The organism is Polynucleobacter sp. JS-JIR-5-A7, from assembly GCF_018687935.1.
Classification (GTDB): Bacteria; Pseudomonadota; Gammaproteobacteria; order Burkholderiales; family Burkholderiaceae; genus Polynucleobacter.
In genome coordinates, this window is record NZ_CP061308.1 from 809,331 (window position 1) to 835,867 (window position 26,537).

25 protein-coding genes are annotated in these 26,537 nt (G+C 43.2%); 17 read left to right on the forward strand and 8 right to left on the reverse strand.

Annotated elements, in window-relative coordinates; genetic code table 11:
- Positions 1–60 precede the first annotated feature (60 nt).
- The 4 genes from AOC29_RS04185 to AOC29_RS04200 all read right to left on the reverse strand — a co-directional run bounded on the left by AOC29_RS04185 (position 61) and on the right by AOC29_RS04200 (position 4,782).
- On the reverse strand, positions 61–1,980 hold the full coding sequence (locus AOC29_RS04185; RefSeq protein WP_215296774.1) for a Tar ligand binding domain-containing protein: 1,920 nt from the start codon (positions 1,978–1,980) through the stop codon (positions 61–63).
- A gap of 74 nt (positions 1,981–2,054) precedes the next feature.
- A complete protein-coding gene (motB, locus tag AOC29_RS04190) occupies positions 2,055–3,008 on the reverse strand; it encodes a flagellar motor protein MotB (RefSeq protein ID WP_215296776.1) in 954 nt (317 codons plus the stop codon).
- Positions 3,009–3,011: 3 nt separating this feature from the next.
- Complete coding sequence (gene motA / locus AOC29_RS04195) at positions 3,012–3,875, reverse strand: flagellar motor stator protein MotA (RefSeq protein ID WP_215296778.1); 864 nt, start codon at positions 3,873–3,875, stop codon at positions 3,012–3,014.
- Between the two features lie 94 nt (positions 3,876–3,969).
- Complete coding sequence (locus AOC29_RS04200; RefSeq protein ID WP_215296780.1) at positions 3,970–4,782, reverse strand: bifunctional 2-polyprenyl-6-hydroxyphenol methylase/3-demethylubiquinol 3-O-methyltransferase UbiG; 813 nt, start codon at positions 4,780–4,782, stop codon at positions 3,970–3,972.
- A 175-nt stretch (positions 4,783–4,957) separates the two neighbouring features.
- Here AOC29_RS04200 and AOC29_RS04205 point away from each other — a divergent pair, with 175 nt between their 5' ends.
- The 3 genes from AOC29_RS04205 to AOC29_RS04215 are packed head-to-tail and all read left to right on the forward strand — an operon-like array spanning position 4,958 to position 6,518.
- Positions 4,958–5,212, forward strand: coding sequence for a hypothetical protein (locus tag AOC29_RS04205; RefSeq protein WP_088525991.1), 255 nt, complete (start codon positions 4,958–4,960; stop codon positions 5,210–5,212).
- Positions 5,209–5,868 carry a FlgO family outer membrane protein gene (locus AOC29_RS04210; RefSeq protein WP_215296781.1) on the forward strand — a complete coding sequence of 220 codons (660 nt, stop codon included), beginning with the start codon at positions 5,209–5,211 and terminating at the stop codon, positions 5,866–5,868. The genes AOC29_RS04205 and AOC29_RS04210 overlap by 4 nt, the downstream gene beginning before the upstream one ends.
- Positions 5,869–5,921: 53 nt before the next feature.
- Positions 5,922–6,518: a FlgO family outer membrane protein gene (locus AOC29_RS04215; protein WP_215296782.1), complete on the forward strand. Its 597-nt coding sequence runs from the start codon at positions 5,922–5,924 to the stop codon at positions 6,516–6,518.
- Positions 6,519–6,522: 4 nt separating this feature from the next.
- On the opposite strand, the gene AOC29_RS04220 is transcribed toward AOC29_RS04215, so the two are convergent.
- Complete coding sequence (locus AOC29_RS04220) at positions 6,523–7,782, reverse strand: response regulator (protein WP_088525988.1); 1,260 nt, start codon at positions 7,780–7,782, stop codon at positions 6,523–6,525.
- Between the two features lie 399 nt (positions 7,783–8,181).
- Here AOC29_RS04220 and flhD point away from each other — a divergent pair, with 399 nt between their 5' ends.
- The 3 genes from flhD (at position 8,182) to AOC29_RS04235 (ending at position 13,268) form a co-directional block, all read left to right on the forward strand.
- A complete protein-coding gene (flhD, locus tag AOC29_RS04225) occupies positions 8,182–8,514 on the forward strand; it encodes a flagellar transcriptional regulator FlhD (protein ID WP_088525987.1) in 333 nt (110 codons plus the stop codon).
- A gap of 37 nt (positions 8,515–8,551) precedes the next feature.
- A complete protein-coding gene (flhC, locus tag AOC29_RS04230) occupies positions 8,552–9,115 on the forward strand; it encodes a flagellar transcriptional regulator FlhC (protein WP_215296784.1) in 564 nt (187 codons plus the stop codon).
- Positions 9,116–9,299: 184 nt separating this feature from the next.
- Entirely contained in the window at positions 9,300–13,268 is a 3,969-nt protein-coding gene (locus tag AOC29_RS04235) for a hypothetical protein (protein ID WP_215296785.1), read from the forward strand.
- A gap of 42 nt (positions 13,269–13,310) precedes the next feature.
- Here the strand turns inward: AOC29_RS04235 and AOC29_RS04240 are convergent, their stop codons facing one another.
- Positions 13,311–13,574, reverse strand: coding sequence for a hypothetical protein (locus AOC29_RS04240; RefSeq protein WP_215296786.1), 264 nt, complete (start codon positions 13,572–13,574; stop codon positions 13,311–13,313).
- A gap of 2 nt (positions 13,575–13,576) precedes the next feature.
- Positions 13,577–13,816 carry a DUF1902 domain-containing protein gene (locus AOC29_RS04245; RefSeq protein WP_215296787.1) on the reverse strand — a complete coding sequence of 80 codons (240 nt, stop codon included), beginning with the start codon at positions 13,814–13,816 and terminating at the stop codon, positions 13,577–13,579.
- Positions 13,817–13,946: 130 nt separating this feature from the next.
- Here AOC29_RS04245 and AOC29_RS04250 point away from each other — a divergent pair, with 130 nt between their 5' ends.
- The 5 genes from AOC29_RS04250 to AOC29_RS04270 all read left to right on the forward strand — a co-directional run bounded on the left by AOC29_RS04250 (position 13,947) and on the right by AOC29_RS04270 (position 19,507).
- Positions 13,947–15,056, forward strand: a complete 1,110-nt coding sequence (locus AOC29_RS04250; protein WP_215296789.1) for a response regulator — start codon at positions 13,947–13,949, stop codon at positions 15,054–15,056.
- A gap of 35 nt (positions 15,057–15,091) precedes the next feature.
- Positions 15,092–15,586 carry a GAF domain-containing protein gene (locus AOC29_RS04255; RefSeq protein WP_215296790.1) on the forward strand — a complete coding sequence of 165 codons (495 nt, stop codon included), beginning with the start codon at positions 15,092–15,094 and terminating at the stop codon, positions 15,584–15,586.
- Positions 15,587–15,597: 11 nt separating this feature from the next.
- Positions 15,598–17,478, forward strand: a complete 1,881-nt coding sequence (locus AOC29_RS04260; RefSeq protein ID WP_215296791.1) for an ATP-binding protein — start codon at positions 15,598–15,600, stop codon at positions 17,476–17,478.
- The gene (locus AOC29_RS04265; protein WP_215296792.1) at positions 17,475–17,849 is read left to right on the forward strand and encodes a response regulator; all 375 of its coding nucleotides are present in this window, start codon (positions 17,475–17,477) and stop codon (positions 17,847–17,849) included. The genes AOC29_RS04260 and AOC29_RS04265 overlap by 4 nt, the downstream gene beginning before the upstream one ends.
- An 80-nt stretch (positions 17,850–17,929) precedes the next feature.
- Positions 17,930–19,507 carry a PAS domain-containing protein gene (locus AOC29_RS04270; RefSeq protein WP_215296793.1) on the forward strand — a complete coding sequence of 526 codons (1,578 nt, stop codon included), beginning with the start codon at positions 17,930–17,932 and terminating at the stop codon, positions 19,505–19,507.
- Between the two features lie 25 nt (positions 19,508–19,532).
- On the opposite strand, the gene AOC29_RS04275 is transcribed toward AOC29_RS04270, so the two are convergent.
- Positions 19,533–19,922 carry a surface-adhesin E family protein gene (locus AOC29_RS04275; protein WP_215296795.1) on the reverse strand — a complete coding sequence of 130 codons (390 nt, stop codon included), beginning with the start codon at positions 19,920–19,922 and terminating at the stop codon, positions 19,533–19,535.
- 244 nt (positions 19,923–20,166) lie between these two features.
- Here AOC29_RS04275 and AOC29_RS04280 point away from each other — a divergent pair, with 244 nt between their 5' ends.
- The 6 genes from AOC29_RS04280 to AOC29_RS04305 all read left to right on the forward strand — a co-directional run bounded on the left by AOC29_RS04280 (position 20,167) and on the right by AOC29_RS04305 (position 26,471).
- A complete protein-coding gene (locus AOC29_RS04280; RefSeq protein ID WP_215296796.1) occupies positions 20,167–21,774 on the forward strand; it encodes an EAL and HDOD domain-containing protein in 1,608 nt (535 codons plus the stop codon).
- 252 nt (positions 21,775–22,026) lie between these two features.
- Positions 22,027–22,557, forward strand: a complete 531-nt coding sequence (locus AOC29_RS04285) for a helix-turn-helix domain-containing protein (protein ID WP_215296798.1) — start codon at positions 22,027–22,029, stop codon at positions 22,555–22,557.
- 62 nt (positions 22,558–22,619) lie between these two features.
- Entirely contained in the window at positions 22,620–23,012 is a 393-nt protein-coding gene (locus tag AOC29_RS04290; protein WP_215296800.1) for a surface-adhesin E family protein, read from the forward strand.
- Positions 23,013–23,098: 86 nt separating this feature from the next.
- Positions 23,099–24,697, forward strand: coding sequence for a hypothetical protein (locus AOC29_RS04295; RefSeq protein WP_215296802.1), 1,599 nt, complete (start codon positions 23,099–23,101; stop codon positions 24,695–24,697).
- A 41-nt stretch (positions 24,698–24,738) separates the two neighbouring features.
- A complete protein-coding gene (locus AOC29_RS04300) occupies positions 24,739–25,578 on the forward strand; it encodes an OmpA family protein (RefSeq protein ID WP_215296804.1) in 840 nt (279 codons plus the stop codon).
- The gene (locus tag AOC29_RS04305; protein WP_215296806.1) at positions 25,575–26,471 is read left to right on the forward strand and encodes an EH signature domain-containing protein; all 897 of its coding nucleotides are present in this window, start codon (positions 25,575–25,577) and stop codon (positions 26,469–26,471) included. Before AOC29_RS04300 ends, AOC29_RS04305 begins: the two co-directional genes overlap by 4 nt.
- Positions 26,472–26,537: the final 66 nt, after the last annotated feature.

The following is a 26,537-nucleotide window of genomic DNA, read 5'->3' on the forward strand; positions in this document are numbered from 1 at the left end:
ATAGCTAAAAACACCGGTTTTAGTCAGATTTTTGGGTAAAAAACTTACCCAAATTTGGGCTTAAAACAGCTTCCAGTCAGGGTCTTTTTCAGCTGGGTTTGCTGGGGGAATTTCAGCTTCTGGACTCTTTGGAGTATCAGGCGAAACGGTATTCAAAGGGGCATTTTGAGGCTCTGAAACCGTTAATTGACCAAAAGTTTGGGCTAGGGTGTTTGCGTGTTGCAAGAGCGCCTCGCCACTATGGACCGTATCTTTCATGGTTTCTACATTTTTCTGGGCAATTTTTTCGACCTGAGATACGGCGCTGTTCACTTCATAGAGGTTCAAGCTCTGATCTAAAGAGGCGGTAGTGATGTTGGCGCTCATATCGGCGACATATTGTGTGGAGCTAGCAATACGCTCGACCACCTTATGAATACTATCCATTTTTTCAGCAGGAATTCCTGACTGAGCTACTTCAGCAGTGAGGGTATTCGCCATCTCAGAGGTAGAAACTGCCATGAGACGAGCCTGTTTGGCGTTTTCAGCGTTTTGTTTTGTGCTATCACCCAAGCTTTGCATCTTGAGATTAGAGCTTTGCAAGACCTGAGCTTGCTCTTCGGCGCCCTTGATGAGGCTTGTATGGTAAAGCGTTAACTCTTTAGCCAACTTTTGAATCTCAACCCCTTGACCTTTAGCAAAGCTACTGAGTTCTTCCATCTTATCTAGGAGTTGATTCATGGTTTTATTGAGTAAATTGACTTCTTCCAGTTCGCTATCAACCGCAAGACGTTTGCTCAAATCATGATTTTGTAGTGCAGCAGGAATAGCTTGAGCTTGTGTTAAGGCTTTTTGGAGAGCTTGTTGCACACTACGTTGCGCAGACTCAGAGACTTGACCCTTTTGCATTGCCAGGTCAATAGTGGTGTTGAGCTCTTGCGCAAATTCATAAAAAGCACCACGATGCTGATCAGCATCTCGGCGACCCAATAACTTTCCATCTTGCATGGCGGCATTCAAAATGCTGGTATCGAGCATGAACTGCTTCCATTCACCCTGAATCGCTTTAATGGCTGCCATCGCACTGCTATGGTCACCTGCGCTCAATGTAATGCGGTAATCCAATTGACCACTAGCGATATAGCCTGCAGCCTTAGTTAATTCTTCAGGGCTAGCGCCTAAGCTGTGTTTCAGAGTTCTTGAGATTAGGAGGGCCAAGCTGAGCATGATCAGCATGCCAACAGTAATGATCATGAGCTTATCAGTAGGCATGCCATTAACAGAGGATGGCGCATTTGACTTAACTGAAGAGGCTTCACTTGACGTATTTGATGTTTCAACTACCGGAACTGAAGGTGCTGACGGTGCAACTTCTGTCACACTTTTCTTTTGTAAGGCAATGAGTTTTGTACTCGCTTGGGCTTTGATGAGCGCATCTACATCAGCCATTACTTGTGTTTGCATGCCTTGGGTGCGGGCGAGCAGGGCGCTGGCTTGCGATAAGTAGTTCACTTGCAAAAGGTCCACAGTCGGCTTGATCGATTGGTTAACCAGTTTATCAAAATCGCTTGTAAATTGTGTTGCTAATGTTTTTTCTTCAGCGCTTAAAGGACTCGCTAAATAAGATTGCCAAATAGCATTCATATCGGCGAGATCTTGAGTAACACGATCCGCTAAATTACGCACTTCTTCTGAGACAGGATCAGGTGCTTTTTTCTCTGCATAAGCAGTATTTAAAAAGATGCGATTTTGTGCAATTAACTCTTTGAGCTTATTTAAATCGACAGGTGCCGGAGCCTCATCTTTTGGTGAGTCAGGAGTTGTGTTTTTAGCGGAAGTAGAGCTTGCAGACTTGCCAGAGATTTTGAACTCCGGTGCCCAGCTTTGGGTATTGAGTAAAAGTAGACCTGCCATCAAGAGCGCGGTCAATAGCATGCCGATTAAGCCAACTTTAACTGGCAAGTAAGGGAGCTTAGGAAGACCGGTCTTTAGTGTCATCATGATCTACATTATTACAAATAAGCGAAAGGGTAAATACTTTTGATGAATGAATAGAGTAGGGTCGAAGGATTTACTTAGGGCTTAACGGCAGGCTTAGTGTCTGCTGGCTTGACTGCGGCTGCCTTTGCATCAGGAGCCCCTGCTTGAATGCCTTTTTGAACACCTTCAGCATTACCAGCTTCAATGGACATATTTTTCTCTATGCGTTCTTGGGCTTTTTTATTCATCACAATAATCGAGATGCGACGATTGATTGGGTTTAATGGGTCTGCCTTGTCATATAAAACGGCAGAAGATAGACCGATAACCTGCAATAGTTTGGTTTCATCCATGCCGCCATTCACTAACTCTCGTCTCGCAGCATTGGCGCGGTCTGCAGATAGCTCCCAGTTGCTATAAGACTTTTCTTTATTTGGGAAAGGGTGTGCATCGGTATGGCCAGATAGGGTGAGTTTATTTTCAACACCATTCAATGACTTGCCAATGGCCTTCATAATGTCGCGCGCATATGATTGAAGTTCATCATCAGATAAGGCAAACATCGGTCTTTTGAGGTTATCTACAATCTGAATTCGCAGGCCATCGTCAGTAATATCTATTAATACTTGTTGTTTATAGCTTTTAAGTTGAGGATTATCTTGAATGACAGATTCAACTTTAGTCTTCAGTTGCTTCAGACCTTCTTCGTCCAGCATTTTTTGCGGAGATTTATCGCTGTTGTCATCCGCTTTAGAAACTTCACCATCTTTACGCGTGAGATCTTTACCACCGCCAACAAAAATACCGCTTGATCCTGTAGTACTAGGTCCAGTGGAGACAATTTTTTCAATTGGCATCTTAAAGTATTCAGAGATACCTTTTAAATCTTCTTTAGAGACTGAGGCTAAAAGCCACATCAGCAAGAAGAAGGCCATCATGGCCGTTACGAAGTCTGCATAAGCAATCTTCCATGCTCCTCCGTGATGTCCACCAGCAACTTTTTTAATACGTTTTACAACAATGAGAGGCTTATCTTCTTTCGTAGCCATGCATTAACGCGTTTTGGCGCCTTTAATGTACTCTTCGAGTTCAATAAATTCAGGTCGCTCAGTCGAATTTAATACCTTACGTCCAAACTCTACGGCAATTGTTGGTGCGTAACCATTTAAGCTCGCTAGTAAAATCGTCTTAGCAGTTTGGAGCATCTTGGTAGATTCATTGAGCTTCTGTTCCAGGATGGTGGCCAGTGGTCCAACAAAGCCATAGCAGAGCAAAATGCCTAAGAAGGTTCCCACGAGAGCGTGTGCAATCATGACGCCTAGTTCATTGTTAGATACTTGACCAACAGATGACATGGTGTGAACCACGCCCATCACCGCAGCAACAATACCAAACGCTGGCATACCGTCAGCCATTTTCGCGATCGCATGGCACACTGCATGACCTTCATTGTGGTGAGTCTCAATATCCACATCCATCAGGTTTTCAATTTGGAAGGGCTCCATATTGCCGGAGAGCATCATCCGCAAGTAATCGCATAAAAAGTCCATCAAATGATGGTCTTTCATAATTTTTGGGTACTTGGTGAAGATGGCGCTGTTTTCTGGATTTTCTACATCTTTTTCGATGGCCATCATGCCGTCTTTACGAATCTTGGTCAAAAACTCAAACATCATGGCTAGCAAATCTAAATAGAGCGCTTTACTGTAACCAGACGGAGCAAGCACAGTCGGTAGGGCTGCAACCGTTGCTTTAATGGTTTTCATGTCATTACCGACTAAAAAGGCACCAAATGCAGCACCTCCAATCATCAATAACTCGATCGGTTGAAGCAGGGCCGCAAGGTGACCGCCGGCCATCATGAATCCGCCGAAGACTGAGAAAATAACGACTACGTAACCAATGATGACAAACACAAGAAGCCCCTTTTTGTCTGAATAACAGAAGAATACATGTGATTACGACATTTAATTGCCTGAATAAAGCAAGATTATGGTGCCTGTCTTCCCGTTAAGCGGGGCGATATTGGCCGATCTTATAGACATAGCACTCCCGTTGATCTGAGCTAAAGATCATTTTCTGGGATTCATGAATGTTGGGCACGGGGAATTCATGACTCAGTAAGAGGCTTTCACCACCCATCTCTAGAAGGGCTTTTTGCCATAGATCGGGCATAGCGGCTGGTGAAAGGTAGGCAAAAATCAGGTCATAGTTGGCAAAATCAACCTTTTGATAGTTACCAAGACGAAAACGAGTGGGTGATCTGAGGAATTTGGACTGAATAACGCTCATCATCCAGGGTAAAGGGGCTATTTCAATGCCTTCAACGCAAGATTCTGGTCGTAACTGGGCCATACGAATTGCAAAATTACCTAGGCCACTGCCAATTTCCAAAATTCTGAGCTTTTTACCAGGCAAAAGCTCAGAAACTGCATTCCAAACCTCGGGCTTGGAGGGGTAAAAGGGCACTTGAGTGATAAAAACCGACCAAAAAAGGGCTGCGGTGAGTAGAAAGCCAATTAAAAAATAGCTGGTCGGAATATCCAGTGCCAGCGCAACCCAAATAGCCAAGGGAAAAAGCAGGTGAATATACCGCCACCAATGGGCCATTCGAAAGGTAATGCTTAAAAAATAGGCAATTATTCCTTGCGCTATTAAAAGAACTACCAGATTGGGAAAGGCGCTAGGTAAAAAGCCTGGGAAATGAAAGTCTAGTTGTATCGCAAGCCAACATAAGGCAGCCGCCAGAACAAAAGCGCAGCCTTGGACGATCAGGGCAATCAGCGCAGGCGGAACCTTGCCAAATAAAAAATGCTTTGCCATTAAATCGGTGACTTCTGAAAATTCATTTCACTAAATCCTCATCAATCGCAATTTTGAGCCGTAAAGGGAATATAGGAATCCACACAAGCGCGCCATATTAAGCAGTGCGGTGTCAAAACGTTTGTTGGTATTGAAGTATTCAAATGAAGCAGTGTCGAAGTTTTAGGCTAAGGATATGTTGCGTTTAAATTATCTTTCATTATTGATTGCGAGTCTTCTGATTTGTTCAGGATGCACTTCTGCGAGCTCGCCCTATGCAGTCAATTGTGATAATTGCAACTCACAGCCTTACTATTCAGTCATGATTATTCAGCCAGGAATGTCCAGTGATTTTCCGGTGAGTTATCGCGTTCGACTGCCTGATAGCGATACCAAGGTCAATAAGATGATGCCAACTGAGACCGTAAGTTCTAGATCGGTTGCGCAATGAAACTATTATTAAACATGCTCTCCGCCATGGGGCGTGGCACCTTTGCCTGTACTTTATTGACTGCATTCACTTGCCTCACTTCTGCTCATGCACAGACCCAGCCAGGTCAAGAAAAGACAGTTTCACCTTATCCGTTTCGCTATGAGCCCATTTCTTTAGTACCAAGCACTTCATCAACCGGGGCACTCAATACTGCTTCGATGTTTATTGCTGAGCAGCTTGAGCGCAATCTTTCTCCAGAGATGAGAAGCCGTGCCTTAGTAGTTACTGATTTTGTTGCTCTGAATACCTTGAATGAGACTTCTCAGTTGGGCCGTCTCTTAGCGCAAAACTTAATGCATGAAATGCAATTAAGAAATTGGTCCGTCACAGATATCACCTTCAGAAAAAATATTCTGATTGAAGCTAGCGGTGAGTTTTCTTTGAGTAGAGATGTCAAGCAACTCAAGCCACCAGTACAAACTGGCAGCATCATCACTGGTACTTATGTGAATACTGCTGAAGGTTTGATTTTGAACGTCAGAATGATTCAGGTGATCAGTGGCGCGGTAGTGTCTACAGCCCAAGTGAAGTTGCCTGCTGATCGTCTGATCTCGCATTTGTTGGATGGTCCTCCAAGACCGCCAACCATGACAGTCTTAAATCTCACTAATTAATCCCACTAGCATCCACTAGTAGAATACGACTTTTATTGATATTCTGAATCGATATGTCTATTCGTCCTGCCTCTCGCTTTACTTTCCTCCCTCTCGTCATTGTTTTGCTCGGCGCGCTATTGGGTCTGACAGCTTGCGCCACTACCAGTCGCAGTGATGCGCAATGCCTCACGTTTGAAGATAAGCTGCAAGCAACCGATTTGACTGCGCTGGTATCTGGTATGGCAACCGAACTGAATACGGCATTACCTAAGTTTGATCCTAATGGCCCAGATGAATACGGCGTATTGCTCGTTGCCGATTTTGTGAATGTCAATACACTCAAAGCAGAGCCGAATGTCTTGGTGATGAGCGAGATGATGCGTACTTATCTAGCGCGCATACCAGGCAAGAGAGTTGTGCAAGTTGAGTTTGGTAAAGATATTCGCATCAGTGATACCGGTATTGTGTCTTTGACTCGTAAGATTGGTCAGACTGGCAATACCAAGGTTGGCGCTAGCCAGGTGATTGTTGGCACTTATCTCAACATGCCCAATAAGCTGGTGATTAATGTCAAAGCCATTGACCCAAGCAATCAAATTATTAGTGCAGCGATTGTGCGCGAGTTGAACTACACGTGCAGCGGTGGCAAATTAAGACTAGATAAATAAGTCTCTAGTTCATCCAAAGAGCGAGTTGCTTGACTAGCTCTTGAGGGTCAACTGTTTTAGCAATACAGCCATTCATTCCGTGATCAAGGCATTGCTGAGAGGTATCAGCGCATACTCTGGCACTCAGCCCAATAATTGGTAAATGCTGAAGATGTTCTTGTTGTCGAATGAGTTTGCATGCTTGCAAGCCATCCAATACAGGCATGTGAATATCCATCAACACCGCGTCGTATTGCTTGGTCTTGAGTAGCTCTAAAGCATCTTGACCATTGCTGGCCACGTCAATGCTCGCCCCAAAGATTTCTAAAAATTCTTTGAGAGCCTCTTGTGCTGTCACATTATCTTCAGTGAGAAGAATGATGCGATCTTGCAGTAGCTTATCTTGGAGATCTTGCTTGACAGTACTGCGCTCTGAGCGCGCTTCCGATTGATCAAGATATTGTTTTACTTTGATCCTTGTGGTCGTGAGCATCTCTAAAAAATGGTGGTAGTTCTCTGTTTGGAGTTGACCCAGCCTTAAATCTGCCTCCAGAAATTCAGCGGCAGCAAAAACTGCTTCAGCACCAATCGTGGCTGCAGATCCTTTAAATCCATGAATACGACTTTGTGCAGATTGGTAATCATTCATGGCAATTTCATTTTGAAGACCCACACTGCAATCGCGACAATCTAATGCAAAGAGATTTAGAAGTTTATGGGTCAAAGAGATATCAGCCATGAAGAGGGCTAGTTTTTTGAAGTTAAATCCAGACAGTTCCCCTAGGGGGCTGTCGGCAAGATCTTGATCGGGCGCCATGCTTGGATAGGAAGTATGCAAATCAGTATCGGAAACCTTCAATTGCGAAATCCAACTCACCAATGTTTGATATAGCTTGTCTGGGTCGATGGGTTTGCTAATAAAGTCATTCATCCCATGGTCAAAGCATTGCTGAACCTCATCTGCAAATACCCCCGCACTGAGTCCAATGATGGGTAAAGACTTCAGATGTTCTTGCTCTCGAATTTGTTTGCATGCTTGCAAGCCATCGAGCACGGGCATCTGAATATCCATTAAGACTGCGTCGTAATGCTTGGTCTTTAGTAGTGCTAAAGCATCTTGGCCATTGCTAGCAATATCAATACGAGCACCCGCGCGAATTAAAAATTGCTTTATGACGGTTTGATTGATGAGGTTGTCCTCAACAATCAGGACTTGAGACCTTGCTAACACCAAATGGTGGTGATTTTTTAAATCCTCAGCAGATGTGGTGTTGTTTATAGTCACAACTTCACGCTTTATTTGCTGTGAATTGAGTGCGGTAAATCTGCTGATCTTGATTTAGAGACTGCAGAGCAGGGCAGTAGGGCAATGTACCCAAGCCATTGTTGGCGGCTAAGTTTTGAATGCTTTGCGGCGTATACAAAATCTAGTCTCCATGTGTGCTCTAGCTTGATGGCTCGGGCTTCTGCTGGCTATTTGAATAGCCATTCTTTTATCCATTTTCTGAGATCAAATGCACGACATTGCCGCTCATTAATCCCTACTCAAACTGGATTTTATACATATTTGTAAGTATTTTCCTTACTAAATTTGTAGCATTTATCTCATTTAGAAAAAAAATGGGTCGGGCAAACTACATCCATCGCGAAAGTACTAAATCGCATAAATTAAGTGAGATAGAACATGCAACTGATTGATAAATCACAAGAAAGCATTATGACAGAAATTCGTGAAGCGAATCTGAATTATTTAATGCTGGCTCAACAGATGATTCAAGCAGACAAGGAGCAGGCTGTTTTCCGCCTTGGCGTGAGCATGGATATCGCTGATTTAATTGGGGATTTAAGCAATTCTCAGTTGATTAAGTTGGCCAGCTCCAACATGATGCTGATGCGCTTCCGCTTTGACGATGCTGCTATGTTGGGTATGCTGACCAAAAATACTAAGGGTTTATCCCAATCTATCGTCCACAGCTCTATTTTGATGGCCGGCCAAAAAGCCGAAGCCATTGCCTAAGTTCTGCAATATTCATAACGAAAGCGGAATTTAGATCATGAAAGTCAAAAGCATTGTTGGTGAAACTGAGCAGCTGCAATTAGCGATTCAGTTAATTAATTTGGGTGCGCGTCTACAGTTGCTGGAGTCACACACCTCCTTATCACGCGAGCGTTTGACTAAGCTTTATAAAGAATTAAAAGGAATCTCACCTCCCAAAGGTATGTTGCCGTTTTCAACCGATTGGTTCTTGACCTGGCAGCCGAATATCCATTCTTCTTTATTTCTCAATATTTACAATTTCTTAAAAGAAAATACTTATGTTACCGGTATTCAGGCACTCATTAAGTCATATCAGCTCTATCTTGAGCAATATCACATCATTGAGCAGGCTGATGACCATCCGATCAGCGATGAGCCAGTCATTAGTTTGATTCGCGCATGGACACTGATTCGTTTTGTGGAGCAAAAACTTCTGAAAACTGAAACTTGTTCATGTTGTAAAGGCAAGTTTGTGGTTGATGTGTATGACCTCCACGAAGAGTACGAGTGCAATCTATGCAATGTGCCCTCCAGAGCAGGCAAGTACCAGAAGAACAAGAAGTATCTGTTGGCTGCTTAACTGAATAAGACAAGCTAATTCAATAGGCTTTACCCAGCTGTAAAGCCCCATCAAAGCAGCATTTCTCAAAGAGTTTAGGAATTAAGGCTATTAAGTGCCTTTTTTCTAACCATTAAAAAAACAGTTATTAATTAATATGGCTTAGTTACCTAAGCCATTAATTTTATTGTGTTTTTTAGTTCGTATGAATAATTCGATCACAACCTTAGCATCAAGCCTGCAAAGTGCAGTCAATGATGTTCAGGCACGTCTTGAAGCTACGCATACGCAGATTGCTGATGGCAAGCAGCCACTATCTAAGCAACAAGCTAGTGTCGTTGCTAGATTATCTAATCAGGCCACTAGCCAAGACGCTGTTCAAGGCAATATCACTAACGCCAACAACATCATCGATATTACGCAAACAGGCTTAAGTTCAATTTCATCGATTCTGGCGCAAATGCAGAGTTTGGCTACTCAAGTATCTAATGGCTTATTTAACTCAGTTGATCAGACCAATTTGTTTACTCAATTTGCTAGCCTCAATAGACAAATTGGGCAAATTGCTGCTACGACCAGTTTGAACGGCAATAATTTACTCACTGGTAATCAGACTTTATCGGTAGTCAGCGGCACCGATGGTGTGAATAACCAAACCACTTTAATTCAGGGCATTGATATCACCCGTTTGCAAACAGCTCTAAATGCGATTACTTTTGCAGTTGCTTCTCAAAATTTAACTCCCACTACGGTAGTAGATGGCGTACCTACTGTCAGCAATCCTACAAGTGCACAACAAACCATTAGCTTTAATGGCTTAGCTAATGGCGATAGTGCAGCCATTGGTGGCTTAACATTTACTGCCAATAGGGACTTAACAGCAGCACAAGTGGCAACCGTTTTTGCTCAAAAAGTAAATACCCCTGGTGGTACCTCTGCATACGGTACTTTTACAAATAGCTTCACAGGCAGCTTTACTGCATCTGATAATGGCAGTGGCACGGTGATCTTCACTGGATCTATCACTGGACCACAATCTATTTCTGTTAGCGGCAACATTACCAGCGCTACATCCCCAATCACCAGCAGCAATATCACTAGCAACATCTCTGGGGTGACTTACGTAGCACCTACCAATGCGCAGCAAACTATCAGCTTTAATGGTTTAGCGAGAGGTGATAGTGCAACTGTAGGCGGTTTAACATTCACTGCCACTAGTGATTTAAGTGCAGCGCAAGTGGCAGCAGCCTTTGCGCAAAAGATCAATACCCCTAGTAGCACTCCAACAGGCGGCAATTTCGCGAATAGTTTTATAGGTGGCTTTGACGCTACTGATCTTACCAATGGTTCAGTGAGATTTACGAGTAATCCTCTAGGCTATCGAGCCCCAGTATCTGTTAGCGGTAACATTACCAGCGCTACATCCCCAATCACCAGCAGCAATATTACTAGCAACATCTCTGGGGTGACTTATGTAGCACCTACCAATGCGCAGCAAACTATCAGCTTTAATGACTTAGCGAGAGGTGATAGTGCAACTGTAGGTGGGTTAACTTTTACTGCAAATAGTGATTTAACAGCGTCTCAGGTTGCCAGTATTTTTTATCAAAAGATTACAAATAGTAGCAATAGCGCTGCTGGCAACTTTACTAATAGCTTTCAAGGTGGTTATAACTTAGCGAGCCCCGGTTCTAGTAATGCAGTGATCTTTACTGCAACAGCAACTGGGCCAAACTCGATTTCGGTTAGCGGCAATATTGCAAGTACAACTACCGCAATCACCTCTGCGAATGTAGCTAGCACCCGAACAGGGGTGACCTATGTAGCACCTTCTTATGCCCAACAAACCATTAGCTTGAATGCTATGGCGCCTGGAGATACTGCTACTCTTGGTGGTTTAAGATTTACTGCCAATACTGGTTTGACGACAGCCGAAGTAGCAGCAGTCTTTGCGCAAAAAATTAATAACCCTAGTAGTTCTCCTACAGGAGGCTATTTTAATAATAGCTTCATAGGTGGTTTTAGCGCCGTTGACAATAGTAATGGTACTGTGACTTTGAATGGAAACGCAGTAGGGCCGATGAGTGCAATTGTCGTAAGTTCTACCTTGTCTTCCGCTATTAGGCCCGCATTGAGTGCTAGTGACATAACCATTATTGCTCCCGGAGGTCCTTCTTCAGCTGCCCAGTTTTCTGTTGTATTGCATTCCCTTGCAGCAGGTGAAACTGCTACGGTTGGAGGCCTGACATTTACAGCGAGCTCTAATGTAACGGCAACTCAAGTTGCTGATCTTTTTGCAGCTAAAATTAATTCAAATACAAATAGTTCTTCAGGTACATTTTTGAATGCGTTCTCGGGTGGGTTTACTGCAACATCATCTGGCATGGGAAATCTATCTCTAAATGGAACTTCATTTGGTACGAGAACAATGGAGGTTAGTGGTAGAACTGTAAGTGCAACCATTACTCAGTCCTCAGATGTCTCTATTTCTGTAACAGGTAACTACTCAAGCTCAGGCAACTATGCCCAGCAGTTGATTCAGATGCGAGCCTTGTCTGCTGGCGAGACTGAAACTTTAGGGGGTCTCACTCTTACCGCAAATTCAAGTATGACGGCAAGAGATGTGGCGATTGCATTTTTAAATAAACAGCAATACAACTCAGATCCGCCTTCAAGTGCTGGCTCCTTTAGCGGTACTAGTTTTACTTATGGCTCGCAATTCTCTTTAAATAACTACAACGTAACCCTTGGACAACTTTCTGCAAATGCTTCTAGTCCAGGCCCTAGGGATTTATTACCCGCATCTGGAACTGTATCCGGAGGTAGTGGAAATACTGCTTTAAGCGCGTCTGATGTAACGACCATTTCCGTTGGAACTGATAGCCAAGCCGGGGCCTATGCTCAACAAACTGTGCAGTTTCATGATCTGTTTTCTAGCGAGAGCGTTACTGTTGGTGGCCTTACCTTTCATGCCAATACGTTTGTAAATGCAGCTACCGTAGCAAATAATTTCTCTGCGCGAATGAGTAGCAATACTAGCTCACCTACAGGCGGATATTTCAGCGGTTCATTTTCAGCTTCCTTTACCCCAGGGTCTATATCAAGCGGTGCTTTATCAATTACTGGTTCTTATTACGGGCCACAGAGTGCAATATCAGCTAGTGGAAGTTCGAGCAGTATCCCGTCTAATAACGCTTACTTATCATCCTCTAACGTTACAACTGTAGTTACTGGTTTTGCTGGAACCTCTGGTGTCTACGCACAGCAAACAGTGAGCCTGAATGCATTAAACACTGGCGATGTTGCAACTATTGGCGGGTTGACATTTACTGCTGCTAAAGATTTGACTGCAACAGAAGTTGCGCAAATGTTTGCAGATAAGACTGCTGCTTCAAGTCCCCATGATCCCCTGAATGGCGAAGGATCTTTTACGGGTTCATTGACAGGTTTTAATGGCACCAGCTCAAGCAATGCATTGACATTAACAGGTACCTCTTATGGCCCAATGAGTACGGTGAGCGTGAGTGGTAGTGTGACTGCTAGAGTTGCCTTAACTTCTTCAAATGTCACTACGCAAGCTGCTGGTTCTAATGGCGTATTAGGTGTTCGTGCCGTTCAGACGGTCACCTTGTATGATCTCAATGCGGGTGATAGTGCAACAATTGGTGGTCTGACGCTGACTGCTAATACAAACTTAACGCCCTCTGAAGTCGCTTCATTATTTGCTAGCAAAATTACTGCGGGTAGAGAGCCAGGCTCAAATCTTGGAGCCTTCAGTGGCACATTCGTAGGTGGTTTTACTGGAGTCAGTACCGGAAGTACTTTGACCTTAACGGGAACCTCCTATGGACCAATGGCAACCGTGACTGCCAGTCAGATGGTTTCTGGGCAAGCCAATGCACCCAAAGCAATCGCCTTGATCAATCAATTTATTTCACAAATCTCTTCTACCCAAGCATCTTTGTCGGCTGCTAGTACAGATCTCAATAGCGCACTAGATAAGAGTGCTAAATTGGTCACCAGTTCACAGAAAACAGTGGATGATATTCAGAATATTGATTTGACTGCCTTGCAAGCTAGTTTGCAGGCTTTAAGCACGCAACAAAGTCTAGATTTTCAGGTGATCTCGCAGATGAATAACGCGGCATCCTCCTTGCTAGCGATTTTTAGATAATTTGCATCCAAAATTTTTGATGCACAAGAACTATTGATTTAGTTACTCAGTCTTATCTTCAACATCTTCATCTTGATGGGCCTCAAATTGTTCGGGCAGGCCAGCAATCTTCAAAACCGCATTAGCAGTATGGTGCGAGAGTATTTTGCTATCTAAGGGGAAGTAGACACTGGTTACTGGTGAAAACCAAATATCGTGATTCCCTCTGTGAGCTGGCGCATGATAGTGGCAGCCAGCCTCTTTGAGTATTGCAACTAAATCTGTAGAAAAAGAGTTTCCCCGATAGGATCCGATGACTTTAGCCATGATTACGCCTCAGTTGGAATGTAAGCCGTAGCACATTTACGGGCCAGCACTTCATACACAATTTCAGCTTGATCCGTCAGTTTATTTAAGAGCATTAATTCTGGAAGCATGGAAGAGAGCTTATTAAAAAGGACTTCAATTGAATCAGCTTCGGTTGCTAATCCCACCACATCATCGGAGGTGGCCGACCAAATGCTGGCATCGCTGTCCCATTCTGCGCGGATGGTAAATACTTTTTGCATGTGATCTCCAGTAACTTGCATAGGGCAGCCTCAAAACGGCATCAAGGCAATGTAAAGATAATATAATAGATTGGCGCAGAAAATGAGCCCTCACACCATCTAAATACCTATATAAATCAGTCACTAAGCTATGAAACCTACCAATATTCTAATTGTTGATGATACCGCTGAAAATATTGATTTACTAAAGGCTGTATTGGAGAGTCGTGACTATGCTGTCAAAACAGCCTCTAGTGGTGCAGAGGCTCTCAAGTTAATAGAAGAATCCATTCCCGACCTCGTGGTACTCGATGTCATGATGCCAGAGATGTCCGGATATGAAGTGTGCCAAGCTATTCGTAACAAACCACAAACTGCATTGTTGCCAGTGGTGATGCTGACAGCGCTTGATCCCACAACAGAGAAAGTCAAAGGTTTGGAGGCAGGTGCCGATGACTTTTTAAGTAAGCCCATCAATCAAGCAGAATTGTTAGCCCGTGTAGATTCATTGTTACGGATCGCTGGCTTACAAAAAGAGATCGCCGATAAAAATAGAGAACTGCTGCAACTGAATCAAGATTTAGAAAAAAAGGTTGCACAACAAGTTCAAGAAATTGAAAGCCTCAATAAGCTGAAGCGATCTTTACCTACTGATGTCGCTACCAAAATAGTTTCTGACAAGCAAGAGGATCTGCTGCAGCCCCATCGCAAAGAAATTACTATTGCCTTTTTTGAGTTGCGTGGCTTTGGTAACTTAGTAATGGATAGAGAGCCAGAGGAAGTGATGATTATTTTGAGTGAGTTTCATCAAATCCTAGGTAAGCTCATTAGTCAATTTAATGGCACCGTACAGCGTTTTTCCTGCGATGAAATCGTCATCTTTTTCAACGATCCCATTCCAGTTGATAACGCTCCGATGCAGGCTATCAATCTCGCTAAACGCTTTCAAACCGCTTTTGCTAACCTCAAAGTACGATGGGGCCAAAAGGGCTATAACCCAGCCTTATCACTGGGAGTTGGTGTTGCTACTGGTTTTGCAACTTTGGGTATGATGGGTTTTGAGGGTCGTGAAGACTATACCGCGATTGGGGCTGTCACTGAAATCGTTTCTCGCTTGTGTCGCGAAGCCAAGGCTGGTGAAATCCTCTTGGATATGCGCACCCAGTCCCGCTTAAATGCAGATTCTGGTGCTAAACCCCGCGGATCTATTATGTTTAAAGATATTGATAAGTCTATTGAAGCGTTCAAAATTTCTCAGTAGCCATCTTTTGCAATTTATCTCATTAGGAGTAATTGGTGCAGACACCTGAAAATCCAAAAAATGAGTCAGAAAGACTGGCTGGATTGCGTCAGCTTGAAATTTTGGATACTGAACCTGAAGAGCGTTTTGACCGAGTTACTAAATTAGCGCGCTCAGTATTTAATGTGCCTATCGCACTGGTTTCATTGGTTGATAAAGATCGGCAGTGGTTTAAGTCTAGCTGCGGCTTGGATGCCTCAGAAACTCCACGGGATATTTCCTTTTGTGGCCATGCAATTTTAGGTGAGGGTATTTTTCTCATTCCTAACGCGCTAGAGGATAGTCGTTTTAAAGATAATCCATTGGTCGTTGGCAAGCCATTTATTCGTTTCTACGCTGGTATCCCGCTTTATCTTCCTGGCGGTCTTGCTGCTGGCACGCTTTGCATTATTGATACTGAGCCGAGAACCTTTTCCGAAAAAGAGCAAGAGCATCTCAAAGATCTTGCGCTGGTAGTAGAGCAAGAACTCATAGCCTATTTTGGCAATTAGTGCGCTAGAGCTTGAGAATATTTCCCCAGATTGCAGCCGCCCAATTGAAAAATAACCGTTCAGTCATTATTGCCTCTGGCGTTGCGTTAGGCCTATTGGTTATTGCAATAGCGATTGCTGCTAGTTTTTATCTGAAGTTCAATGCTGAATCTGATTGGAAGCAGCAGACCGATAATATCTCTCTCACCTTGTCTGAGCATGCTGCGCAAACGTTTATTTCTGCAGAAGTCGCTCTCAATAGTATTTACAGTGCCTTACCGCAAAGTAGCTTTTCCAATGAAGCAACATTTAAGCAATATGCTGCACAGAAATCGGTTCATTTACTGCTTTCTGAAAAGATTGGCTCCAATCCCTTAATTGATGTGGCGTCTATTGCGCTCGATGATGGTCGTTTAGTGAACTTCTCGAGATCTTATCCGCCCCCTCCGATTAATTTATCTGAGCGTGATTATTTTCAGGAGCAAAGAGATCATACCGCAGGGAAAATTTACTTCAGTCTACCTGTCAAAAATAAAGGCACTGGTAAGTGGGTGTTTTATCTTGCTAAAAGATTGCAAACCCCTAGCGGTGATTTTTTAGGCACCTTGCAGGTTGGCGTGTCAGCCGAAAACTTTTCTGAATTTTACAAAAAGGTGATTAGCAATCTAGGCGATGGCGCTTCTGTTTCATTGTATCGGGATGATTTTTCCTTAATGACGGCATATCCATTCAAGGATGATTTAATCGGTAAAAAGATTTTGACTGGCAGTACTTATAAACTACTGTCGGATCCGAAAATTGATCATGCAGTTGCAGAAGTAAATTCTCCAAGAGCCATTCAGGAAAATCTTTCAGATACACGCATCGTAGCTCCAAGACGAGTGGCTAATTTCCCCTTCATCGTTACTCCAGTAGTTGCTGACAATATTTTTCTGAAGACTTGGCTGAGAGCACTTTCTGCAATTTGGTTCATTGCTATTCTCAATTTAGTCTTGCTATTCATTTTCATCAAAATGATTCTGAATCGCAATGAGCAAATTCATAATGAGTTACTACAAATTAGTAAGGCTGAAAGTGCCTTGAGAGAGTCCAATGAAATTATTGAGAAGCAGAATCGGGATTTAGATCACAAAGTACGTGAGCGTACTCAAGAGCTCGAGGATAAACAAATTCGCTTACAAGAAAGCAATCTTTTATTAGATAGTGCCAATCGGCATAAGTCTGAATTCTTAGCCAATATGTCGCATGAACTTAGAACACCTCTGAATTCTATTATTGGTTTCTCAGAACTTCTGAAAGAAAAGATTTTTGGTGAACTCAATACCAAGCAGTCAGAATATGTAAAGAATATTTTTAATTCCGGCAAACATCTGCTCGATTTAATTAACGATATTCTCGACTTATCTAAAATTGAATCCGGTGAAGTAGAAGTGTTTCGAGAGATCTTCTCGCTCAATAAAACGATTCAATCTTGCGTGGCTATAGTCTCAGAGCGAGTAAAGAAGAACAAGTTAAAGCTAAATGTCTTCATTAGCGAGGGTGAAAATCTTGTTTATGCAGATGAGCGCAAGATGAAGCAAATCTTGCTCAACTTACTGACCAATGCTGTCAAATTTACGCCTGAGGGTGGCGACATTACTGTACGAGCTGAATCTACTGATGCCGGCATCAAGATTGTTGTCAAGGACTCAGGTATTGGTATTGATCCTAAGGACCAGGAAAAGATCTTCGAAGAATTTAAGCAGGTTGAAAATGACTACACCAGAAAGATGGAAGGTACCGGTCTTGGCTTAGCGATCGTGAAGCGTCTCATTCATCTCCAAAATGGTTGGCTCAAGCTGGACTCTGTATTAGGAGAAGGTGCAAGCTTTACCTTCTTCATCCCCAAGGTAGAGTCGGGAGTTTCTGAATGAAGCATGTATTGATTGTGGATGATAGCCCTCTCAATTTAACCTTGGCCAAAGATATTTTGCAGTCCTCTGGATATGAGACTAGTGAAATTGAGTGTGGCGAGGACCTGCAAGCACAGCTTGAAAAGCAGCGCCCAGATTTGGTGTTGATGGATATCCAACTACCAGGTATGAGTGGTTTTGATTGTTTGAAATGGATGCGTGCTGATGCTCGTTATGCCGCTATCCCCGTTGTTGCTTTTACAGCTTCAGTGATGCAAGATGACAAGCAGGCAATCATCGATTCTGGTTTTAATAGCCTGATTGAAAAACCTATCGGATTTAAAGAGTTTCTCAATACTATTTCATCTACGCTGCAAAATTCGCTTGCTTAAGTTATACATTTCATTTGCCAGAATTTCTGCTCTAGAATAAGGTTTTGCCAAATCGGTGGGTAAATCTATAATTCGACCTTATGACTAGCTCCAATCATTCTCCCGATATTAGCAATCAAGCGGCGAAGTTACTCGAGGATCCCTCTTTTTCTATTGTTGATCGCGAGGAATTTGTCAGGTTGGCTGGCGTCGTGATTGCGAATACGAATGATATTGTCGTGATTACAGATATTCCCACTGACGATCAAGAGCCGCGCATTGTGTATGTGAATGAAGCTTTTGTACGCGAAACAGGTTATGCGCCACACGAAGTGTTAGGAAAAAATCCTCGCATGCTTCAAGGGCCAAGATCTGACCCGGAGACCAAAAACAGAATTTTTAAAGCTCTGGGAGAGTGGAAGCATATTCGTGAAGAAATCTTAAATTACAGAAAAAATGGTGAAGAGTTCTGGCAAGAGCTCAATATTTTTCCGATTGCTAATGAATCCGGTTGGTTTACCCATTGGGTTTCGATTCAGCGTGATATCACAGAGCGCAAAGTATCCGAAAAGATTATTTTTGAAACCAAGAATCGCTTAGAGCTAGCAGCTCGTGCGGGTGGTGTCGGTATTTGGGATTACGACTTCTTTAATAATCGCTTGGTTTGGGACGGGCAAATGCTCAAGCTCTACGGCATTACTCGGGATCAGTTTACGGGTACTTATGCTGATTGGGCTGAAAGGCTTCACCGGGATGATAGGGAGAGTGCGGAGTCGGCAATTACCAAAGCTCTTGAAGGGGCTAGTGAATTTAATACTCAATTTAGAACGATTTGGCCCAACGGTAGCATCCACTTTATTCGTGGTTTAGCACTTGTAGAAAGAGATGCTGATAATAAACCCCTGCGAATGGTCGGCACTAATTGGGAAATTACTGAGCTAGTGCAGGCAAAGACCGACGCTGAGTCTGCACTCAATATCAAAACCCAGTTTTTAATGAACATGTCTCATGAGATTCGCACTCCTATGACGGGGATTATTGGCTTATCTGCTTTGGCCTTGTATGAGCCCTTAAGCCCGGTAGTTCGAGAGTATTTGCAAGGCATTGAATCTTCAGCCAAGTTACTCCTTGAGATTGTGAACGACATTCTGGATTTCTCTAAATTAGAAGCTGATAAGGCGCATATTAATACTGCGCCATTCACCATTGAAGACCTCTTTACTAGGGTGCGTGCTTTATTTTTAGAAAGTGCAAAGGCTAAGGGCTTGCAATTGAATCTTATTTGCAACTTAGAACCTAAAACACAATTGATTGGTGATTTTTTTAATCTCAGTCTTGTAGTTAATAATCTGGTTGGTAACGCAATCAAGTTTACTGAGCAAGGTTCAGTAGATCTATCGATTCAGACGCTTAAGCTAGAGAATTCCACATTGACTTTGCGCTTTACCGTCAAAGATAGCGGGATTGGTATTTCACAAGAGGCTCAACAAAAAGTACTTGAGCCATTTGCTCAAGCCGACGGATCAATCTCTCGGCGCTTTGGAGGTACGGGCTTGGGCTTGACGATTGGCAATCGTATTTTGGAGCTGATGGGTAGTAAGCTCAATATCCACAGTATTGAAGGGCAGGGATCAAGCTTTAGTTTTGACCTGGTATTGGTCCAAGAGCGTCGTAAATAAAGAATGTCTAAACAAACTTGCTAGCTTATTTAGGTCTGCACAAATAAGTAAACGCTTTGAAATTTAATACATTGGGTGGAATGCTGATCCAATTTTCTGGTTTGTTAGATGAAAAGATGCGATCACCTTCCCCATTCTTTTCGGTATAGGCATATTTTTCTAGAAAACGGGCTTTATTTTCTGTGCAGTCATATTCGTAAAGCGCTACCCCAGAATAAAAATCTCTATCGCCTTCAAAGATTTGTTGTGGTTTCTTAAGGTCGTATAAAACCCAAGCTTGAATGGAGTAGGGGTTACGTTTAATCGTGCTGGTATCGATCTTGATCACGGCGGTATCGTTGCTACCCAGTTCTAACCAATTAGCCATAGCTACAGAACTAAAACAACACAGCATGATGATGACTAATTTTTTCATTGAGGCGCTCTCATTCAATTGAAGAATTGGATACTTCAAAATATTTTATTCTGTATTTTATGATCAATGTAGTCCTCATCTTTGATTTGGGTCCAAGCCATTCCCTGGAAGAGGGTATCAAGCCAATCTGGATATGACCTCAAAGAGGAAAAGGGTTCGGATTTAGTGCAGATAAACGGCTAAATTATGAGCCAATTGTGGTAAAAATGAGGTTAATGCTTTACTCGTTTTTATTACTTTAGTTATGGCACTCTTCAAGAAAAAAGCGCAATCTGAACCGATTCAGGCTCCTAAAGGGCCGGAGAAAATTGTGCCTGAAAATCCTTATCTTGGACGCGAACCTATTATCAGCAGGGAACAAGCGATTATTGGGTATGAGCTTTTCTTTCGACCAGGCACTACACTCAAGGCTAAACGGCTGAATGATCGTAATGAGATATTGGCACAAATTGCTAAACGCTTAGCTGAGGACCCCAAAGCCGAAGTAAGTTACCCAGAAGAGGTGACTGACGCCAACCTGAGAGATGACGATGGCAAAGAGGTGACCCAGGTCACTCTCCCCGAAATCTTTTATTCCCTCAAGACTAAGGGTGTCACCCAATCTCTAGGTCAGCATTTAGGTTTTATTGATATTCGCGTCGATCAACTAGGTGATGAACTCAGAGGTTTTCCGGCGATTAAGTTTCCGCTGCAAATTCATCTTGCAGAGATCTTAGAGGCAATCAAGACAGAAGCAAGTCAGGCTGCAGAAGCTGTAGAAGATCCTGAGGCCAAGAAAGATCTTGATGATTCTGGCGAGCCCCCCGTTCCTGAAATTTTGCAAAAGCTTGAGCGACTGAGAAGTGCTGGCTATAAATTCGTATTAACGGGACTGACCGAAGTCTTTGATGGCCTTGATGACATATTGCCCAAATTTCGTTATATCAAATTGGATCTACAAAAAGTCGCTAAGCCATCCAGTCTGATTGATTACTGCAAAGGCATTCCACTGCCGCGCGATGAAAAGTCCAAGGGTGCTACCAATGTATTACAAATTATTGCAGTGAACGTTCATGAGCCAGAAGAATTTCATCAGGCGCGTGATGTAGGTTGTGATGCATTCGAAGGTTTCTACTTCGTTAAGCCCGATCCCGAGCTTTCTTTGCATCGAGGTGAGGAGTATCGCAAGTTATTACAGCTGTTGACCTTGTTGCTTTCTTCTCCAGAGTTAAAAGACTTGGTGACTGCAATTGAGGCTAACCCAGTTGTTTCTAAGCATCTGATGGTAATTGCTGAGATTGACTCGCGTCGTAAGCGCGATAAGCCTGAAAATATCCGAGACGCTGCTGTGATCTCTGGCGTCAAGCGGATTACTCGCTGGACGCAGCTTTTGCTTTATGCGGATGCTAAAGCCAAGGTAGCTTTGGATGCTACGCCTTTGTTGCAACTGGTTTGTGTGCGAGCTTTCTTTATGGAATCTCTATCGACTAAGTTGGGAGCAGGTGGCGGTTTAGGTTCTAGCGATTTAGCCTTCTTGGTAGGTGGCTTATCCTTAATTGATAACCTGTTTGATGAGTCAGCCCGTGAGTTGCTATCGCACTTCAATCTTCCCGGTGTGGTCGTAGACGCCATTGTTGATCGCTCGGGTATTTTGGGTCAATTGCTCTCTCTAGCTGAAGCGGCAGAAGTGGGTGATCTGGAAAAATGTCGCCACCTATGCGCCGATGAGTTAAAGACGGTGACCTTGGATGATGTTGCCCAAGATTCATTATTGGCAATTAAGAACTTCGTCTCCCAAACCCAGTTTGCACCTGAAGAGGATGTTTGGGAAAACGCCAATTCGGTGCTTGAGGAATCAAGCCAAGAGCTGTGAGGCTCTTGAGCGCCCGATCACTCATGCTAAGCCTAAAAATTGTCATCTAATTGAAATACTTGCATTGTGACAATTAGTGTATACACTATCCTAAGTTCATGATTGTTATGGGCAATGTGCAGCAGGATCCGGTTTTCCATATCCACTATTGATGGTCATGATTGCTAAAAATATGTTTCGACATCAGTTGATTTAGCGATGGCGTTGTTGGGCAAGCAATCGATGATTTGCTAACCCTTTAAGGAGATTTTGTTGTCCGACAAGCAGAAAAATCCATTGCCCAAAATCCTGGGAGAGCGTTTTAAGGATGCTAGAGAAACGCTGGGCTTGTCGGTCGAGGAGTTAGCAAAAAAAGCCATTCTGTCGAATAGTCAAATTCGTCAAATTGAAGGTAAAGAGCAGGGCGCATTTTATTCACCGCTCATCAAGTATTCGAGCGCTCAAAAGGTTGCCAAAATTCTGGGGCTACCTGAAGATCAAGCATTTGATGCAAGCCAAGCAGTGCTAGAAGATGAACAAACACTCCAAGAGCAAAAAGATCTTAAAGAGATTGAAGCTATGTTGGCTCAAAAAATGATCAATGAGCTTAAATTTGAAAAACCTAGCTTGATTCAAAAGATCATTGGCAAGCAAACCTCTGCGCAATTGCCAATCCAAGGCATTGAGGTGCCCAAAACTACTCCATCTAAATCATTTTTTAAGATCGCCGTCTTTACATTACTGTTGATTGCGGCGCTGGGATTTGGATATTGGTTTCTCAATCCCTACTTGAATATCTCTTAAGTAAAAAATCATGCTAAGTATCCTCAATACATTAGAGAGTCTTTTCTGCGAAGGGTTGGCACGTGATTAAACGATTTTTGTTGCTTGTATTGATGATGTCTACTGGCCTAGCCTACGCTGACTGGACTAAGGTGACCGCCAATCAAGATATTTCTGTTTACATTGATGCTCAGGCTATTCAAAGAAATAAAGGCCTAGTCAAGGTCAAAGTATTAGTCAATGAAGCTAAGGAATTAGTTGTCGATAAAGACAAGTATTCCTATCAATCTTTTAGAACTTACATTGAGTACAACTGCAAAAAAGACCTCCAAAGAGCGCTTTCGACTAAATGGTTTTCTGAGTCAATGGGGGAGGGCAATATGGTTTATCAAGATAAGCACCCATATCCGTTTGCGCCCGTAGCCGAAGGCACCCTTGGTCTGGTTGTAATGAAGCGTGTTTGCAAGGGAAGTTGATGCGCAATCCCTTGCCATTTGAGCCCCAGACTGCCCCGATATTTAATCCATTAACATCTTCTGATTCTTTTTATTTCTGCTAAAACATGCAAACACCAGTCAATCTATACCTCCCCATTGGCATTGCAATTGGAATTCTTCTCATCGCTGCCTTTTTGTATTGGTCTTGGTCAAAGGTTATTTCTCAATCTAGCGCTGAAATTAAAGATCTTGCTGGTGGGCTTAATGGCAAGGATGCCACCGGCGGGGATATTTTCACAACAGCTATTGGGTCGACAAGCAATACGCGCATCATCGATTTACTCCAAGAGAGCCAAAGAAATCTCATTACGATTCGGGGGGATTTGGGGCCTAAGCAATACTGCCTGAAACCCTACTCAGATATTTGGACGGCCAGAAACATCCTAGCGGGAAAAATTAATCTCTCGCTCTATGAAACCATGCCCAATATTTTGATTGGTGTGGGCTTGATGTTTACCTTCATATTCCTGGCATTAGCATTAAATGATGCAGGTCAGGCAATGACAGGCAATCAAGAATCTCGTGATGCAGCGCTCAAGGGCTTGATTGCCACAGCTGGTGGAAAATTCATTACCTCGATTGCCGGCTTGCTGTCTTCCTTAGTCTGGAACTGGGCTGCCAAGCTCATGCTGGAAAAGTTAGAAGCGTCCATTGATGATTTGCAAACTCAGCTTAGAACAATCGTTCCTGATAATGCCCCGCAAGCAGTCATTCAAGCACAGCTAGGCATGTTCCATGAAATGCTGCAGCAAAACCGTGAACAAGTAAATCAATTAAAACGTTTTGAAACAGATTTTGCACTCTCGATCTCCAAGGCAATCGGTAATGCACTCGAGCCTTTATTTAACGATCTCAGTGTCAAGCTAATTGACGCATTTGATAACTTAACGGAGCGGATTAGTCGCATTAATGAAGAAGCTCTGAAAAATATTATGGAGAAATTCTTAGAGGCGATTAAGGGTGACTCTGCAAAAGAGATGGAGCAGTTCAGAAAAACCCTGGTTGAAGTGACTGAAAAACTCAATACTGCTGGGGTAGGCGCTGGAGTCTCCCTTGCCCAGGCTGGCGATTCTTTTGGAAGCGCCATTAATGCCCTCGAAAAAACGGTTACCAAGACCAATGAAACCATGCTTGGCTTAGAGTCTGGTTTGCAAAGAGCAAAAGAGTTCACCAGTGAAGGGGCTACCAAATTAGAGTTTGTCTTGGGTGGATTAATCGGTTCGGTAAACGGTATTGATAAAGTCATTGTAAATGTTGACTCTTTTGTGAAAAAAATTCAGTCGAGCACAGAGTCTCTTGGTTTAATAGCCCGCAGTTTAGATGGCACAGTGGCCTCGCAAGAAGTCATTAGTAAAGAGTTTGGGGTGGGTATTCCTGCGATGTCGAGCGCCTTAAAAGATGCTGTTAATGAAATTAAACTAGGCACTGACGCTTCTCGTGCAGCGCTCAGTTCTTTGCGCACCGAGTTTGAGGCGACTAAGAGTTCGATTGATCAAACCGTCAATCATTTAACTAGCGGAGTATCAGATTATTCCAATAAGGTAGTGCAGCTGCACTTTAAGTTAGATGAAAAATTAGCCCAAGCTATTACATCGATCCACACCACCATTACGACCTTAGAGCAAACGATGGACGATTTTGTTGAATCTTTGCCCAAAACCTAATCAAATCCAAAATAAAGTCAAAGTAAAGTTAGAGTATCGCAATGATCTTTTTGCCATCTAGTCATAATAAGCAAGCTGAACGGGTTGAAGAGGCGGGTTATCTCGCCTCTGCGAGTGATTTGATGATCGGTCTATTGTTTGTGTTCATCATCATGGTAGTGATGCTCTCTCAAAGAGTAGATTCCATTCAAAGAGGTGAGAGTGTGAATGATCCGCTGGCTAGTGCTGTGCTGATCATTGGGCAAAAGTTTAAAGAAGCAGGTTTGAATGTGGTGATTGATCCGCAATCAGGCGTTATTGGTCTACCAGCAGATGCCTTGTTTGGATTTAATAGTGCTGTCCTGAATGACAATTCAACTCAAACCTTAAAAAAGGCTAGAGAGTCCCTCATTAAGATTCTGCCTTGCTATGTTCATTCTGAAAGAGCGGCTAGACCACTAGACTGCCCACCAAATGATGAACAAGCCGAAATTGAAACTATCTTCATTGAAGGGCACACTGACTCTAAGCCACTTCAACAGGGCAATTACACCAATTGGCACTTAGGCCTAGATCGTGCGCGCGCAGTATATGAGGTTCTTACTGAAGGTAAGCCTCAGTCCTATCAAAATGAACGTAAGTTAGATGTCTTTGGTATTAGCTCTTATGCCGATAAGCGGGTAGTCAAAAGCTTTGGTTTAGAAGATGCAGAAAAAAGCCGGCGGGTAGAGTTGCGCTTTATCTTGGCGTTCAAACCCGATTCTAAAAAAGGCAAAGCGGCGAGAGATGCTTTGGATGCTGCTAGCAGTTCATCGGCTCCTCTAATTCAAACAGCGCCCATCATGCCCGCAGCTACTGTTACTCCTGGCTCCAATACCAAGCCTATTGCTTTACCAAAATGAACTTAGCGGCGTTACCAGAAGATTTTCCTCTGCTAGCTAGCGCTGCTCAAAGTATTGCTTCACAAAAAATATCAATTGAAAGAATTGGTCTGCCACCCGATATTTTTGCAGTGGGTGAACGCACTTTTATTCGTTTTTCCTTGGCGCAGCTCTCAGGCCATCAAGTCGATCAACGCTATTGGCGTTATTTTCCCTATGCGATTTGGCTGGAGCCAGAGCGCAGCTTATCCACCCGAGCTGATTATTTAAACGAATACTTCGAGATGCATCTTCCTCGTTCTCTGAAGATTGCCAAAAGAGCGATGAAATGGGCTGAGCCCCTATTCTATGTTTATCTCTATCACTTTAAGCTAAATGATCCCGTGTTTGAAAAGCTGGCTCAAACAGCGCAGCTTTTTTTTACCAGCGGCGCCATTAAATCTGGCTCTCCACTGAAATCCTTAGCGCATGAGTTAAATTGTTTTAATACTGCTGATGGTCCTCGTTTGGTAGCTGAGTCGATCCTCAAAACCAAAAGAGGATTAATGGGTTGGATCAATCAATTTGATCTCTGGCCCGGATTTACAACCACTCCCTTTGCTAAAAGTGCCTTCATTGAATTGCTGAAATTTCCTAAAGAAAAAAGACGGCAAACAGACTATATCCATTTGGCATTTGATTGGGGCATTGATGCACAAAATCAATTTCGCTATCCTGAAGTGAAAGCACTCTTTACTGATGCCTTGCTATTAGCTTGGAAGGGAGTTAAGCCGCCAGAGGATTTGAAGATAGCTATGAGTGCAAAACTGACCAGTGTGATTAGTGACCCCAGGGTTGATCAAGAAGCCTGGCTTGGTACCAGTAACGAGGCAGTGCAGGTACTCGTGGACTGGCTGAATACGAAAACAAGCTAAGAATCTTCAGTAAGTAGTCAAAATTGAATCATGATGATGATTTAAATCAAACGCTGACATGATTTC

Bases quoted from the DNA above. Each gene is read 5' to 3' on its own strand.
- AOC29_RS04185 (WP_215296774.1), bottom strand. From the start codon at position 1,980: ATGATGACACTAAAGACCGGTCTTCCTAAGCTCCCTTACTTGCCAGTT.
- motB (WP_215296776.1), bottom strand. From the start codon at position 3,008: ATGGCTACGAAAGAAGATAAGCCTCTCATTGTTGTAAAACGTATTAAA.
- AOC29_RS04200 (WP_215296780.1), bottom strand. From the start codon at position 4,782: ATGGCAAAGCATTTTTTATTTGGCAAGGTTCCGCCTGCGCTGATTGCC.
- AOC29_RS04205 (WP_088525991.1), top strand. From the start codon at position 4,958: ATGTTGCGTTTAAATTATCTTTCATTATTGATTGCGAGTCTTCTGATT.
- AOC29_RS04210 (WP_215296781.1), top strand. From the start codon at position 5,209: ATGAAACTATTATTAAACATGCTCTCCGCCATGGGGCGTGGCACCTTT.
- AOC29_RS04215 (WP_215296782.1), top strand. From the start codon at position 5,922: ATGTCTATTCGTCCTGCCTCTCGCTTTACTTTCCTCCCTCTCGTCATT.
- flhD (WP_088525987.1), top strand. From the start codon at position 8,182: ATGCAACTGATTGATAAATCACAAGAAAGCATTATGACAGAAATTCGT.
- flhC (WP_215296784.1), top strand. From the start codon at position 8,552: ATGAAAGTCAAAAGCATTGTTGGTGAAACTGAGCAGCTGCAATTAGCG.
- AOC29_RS04235 (WP_215296785.1), top strand. From the start codon at position 9,300: ATGAATAATTCGATCACAACCTTAGCATCAAGCCTGCAAAGTGCAGTC.
- AOC29_RS04240 (WP_215296786.1), bottom strand. From the start codon at position 13,574: ATGGCTAAAGTCATCGGATCCTATCGGGGAAACTCTTTTTCTACAGAT.
- AOC29_RS04245 (WP_215296787.1), bottom strand. From the start codon at position 13,816: ATGCAAAAAGTATTTACCATCCGCGCAGAATGGGACAGCGATGCCAGC.
- AOC29_RS04250 (WP_215296789.1), top strand. From the start codon at position 13,947: ATGAAACCTACCAATATTCTAATTGTTGATGATACCGCTGAAAATATT.
- AOC29_RS04265 (WP_215296792.1), top strand. From the start codon at position 17,475: ATGAAGCATGTATTGATTGTGGATGATAGCCCTCTCAATTTAACCTTG.
- AOC29_RS04270 (WP_215296793.1), top strand. From the start codon at position 17,930: ATGACTAGCTCCAATCATTCTCCCGATATTAGCAATCAAGCGGCGAAG.
- AOC29_RS04275 (WP_215296795.1), bottom strand. From the start codon at position 19,922: ATGAAAAAATTAGTCATCATCATGCTGTGTTGTTTTAGTTCTGTAGCT.
- AOC29_RS04280 (WP_215296796.1), top strand. From the start codon at position 20,167: ATGGCACTCTTCAAGAAAAAAGCGCAATCTGAACCGATTCAGGCTCCT.
- AOC29_RS04295 (WP_215296802.1), top strand. From the start codon at position 23,099: ATGCAAACACCAGTCAATCTATACCTCCCCATTGGCATTGCAATTGGA.
- AOC29_RS04300 (WP_215296804.1), top strand. From the start codon at position 24,739: ATGATCTTTTTGCCATCTAGTCATAATAAGCAAGCTGAACGGGTTGAA.
- AOC29_RS04305 (WP_215296806.1), top strand. From the start codon at position 25,575: ATGAACTTAGCGGCGTTACCAGAAGATTTTCCTCTGCTAGCTAGCGCT.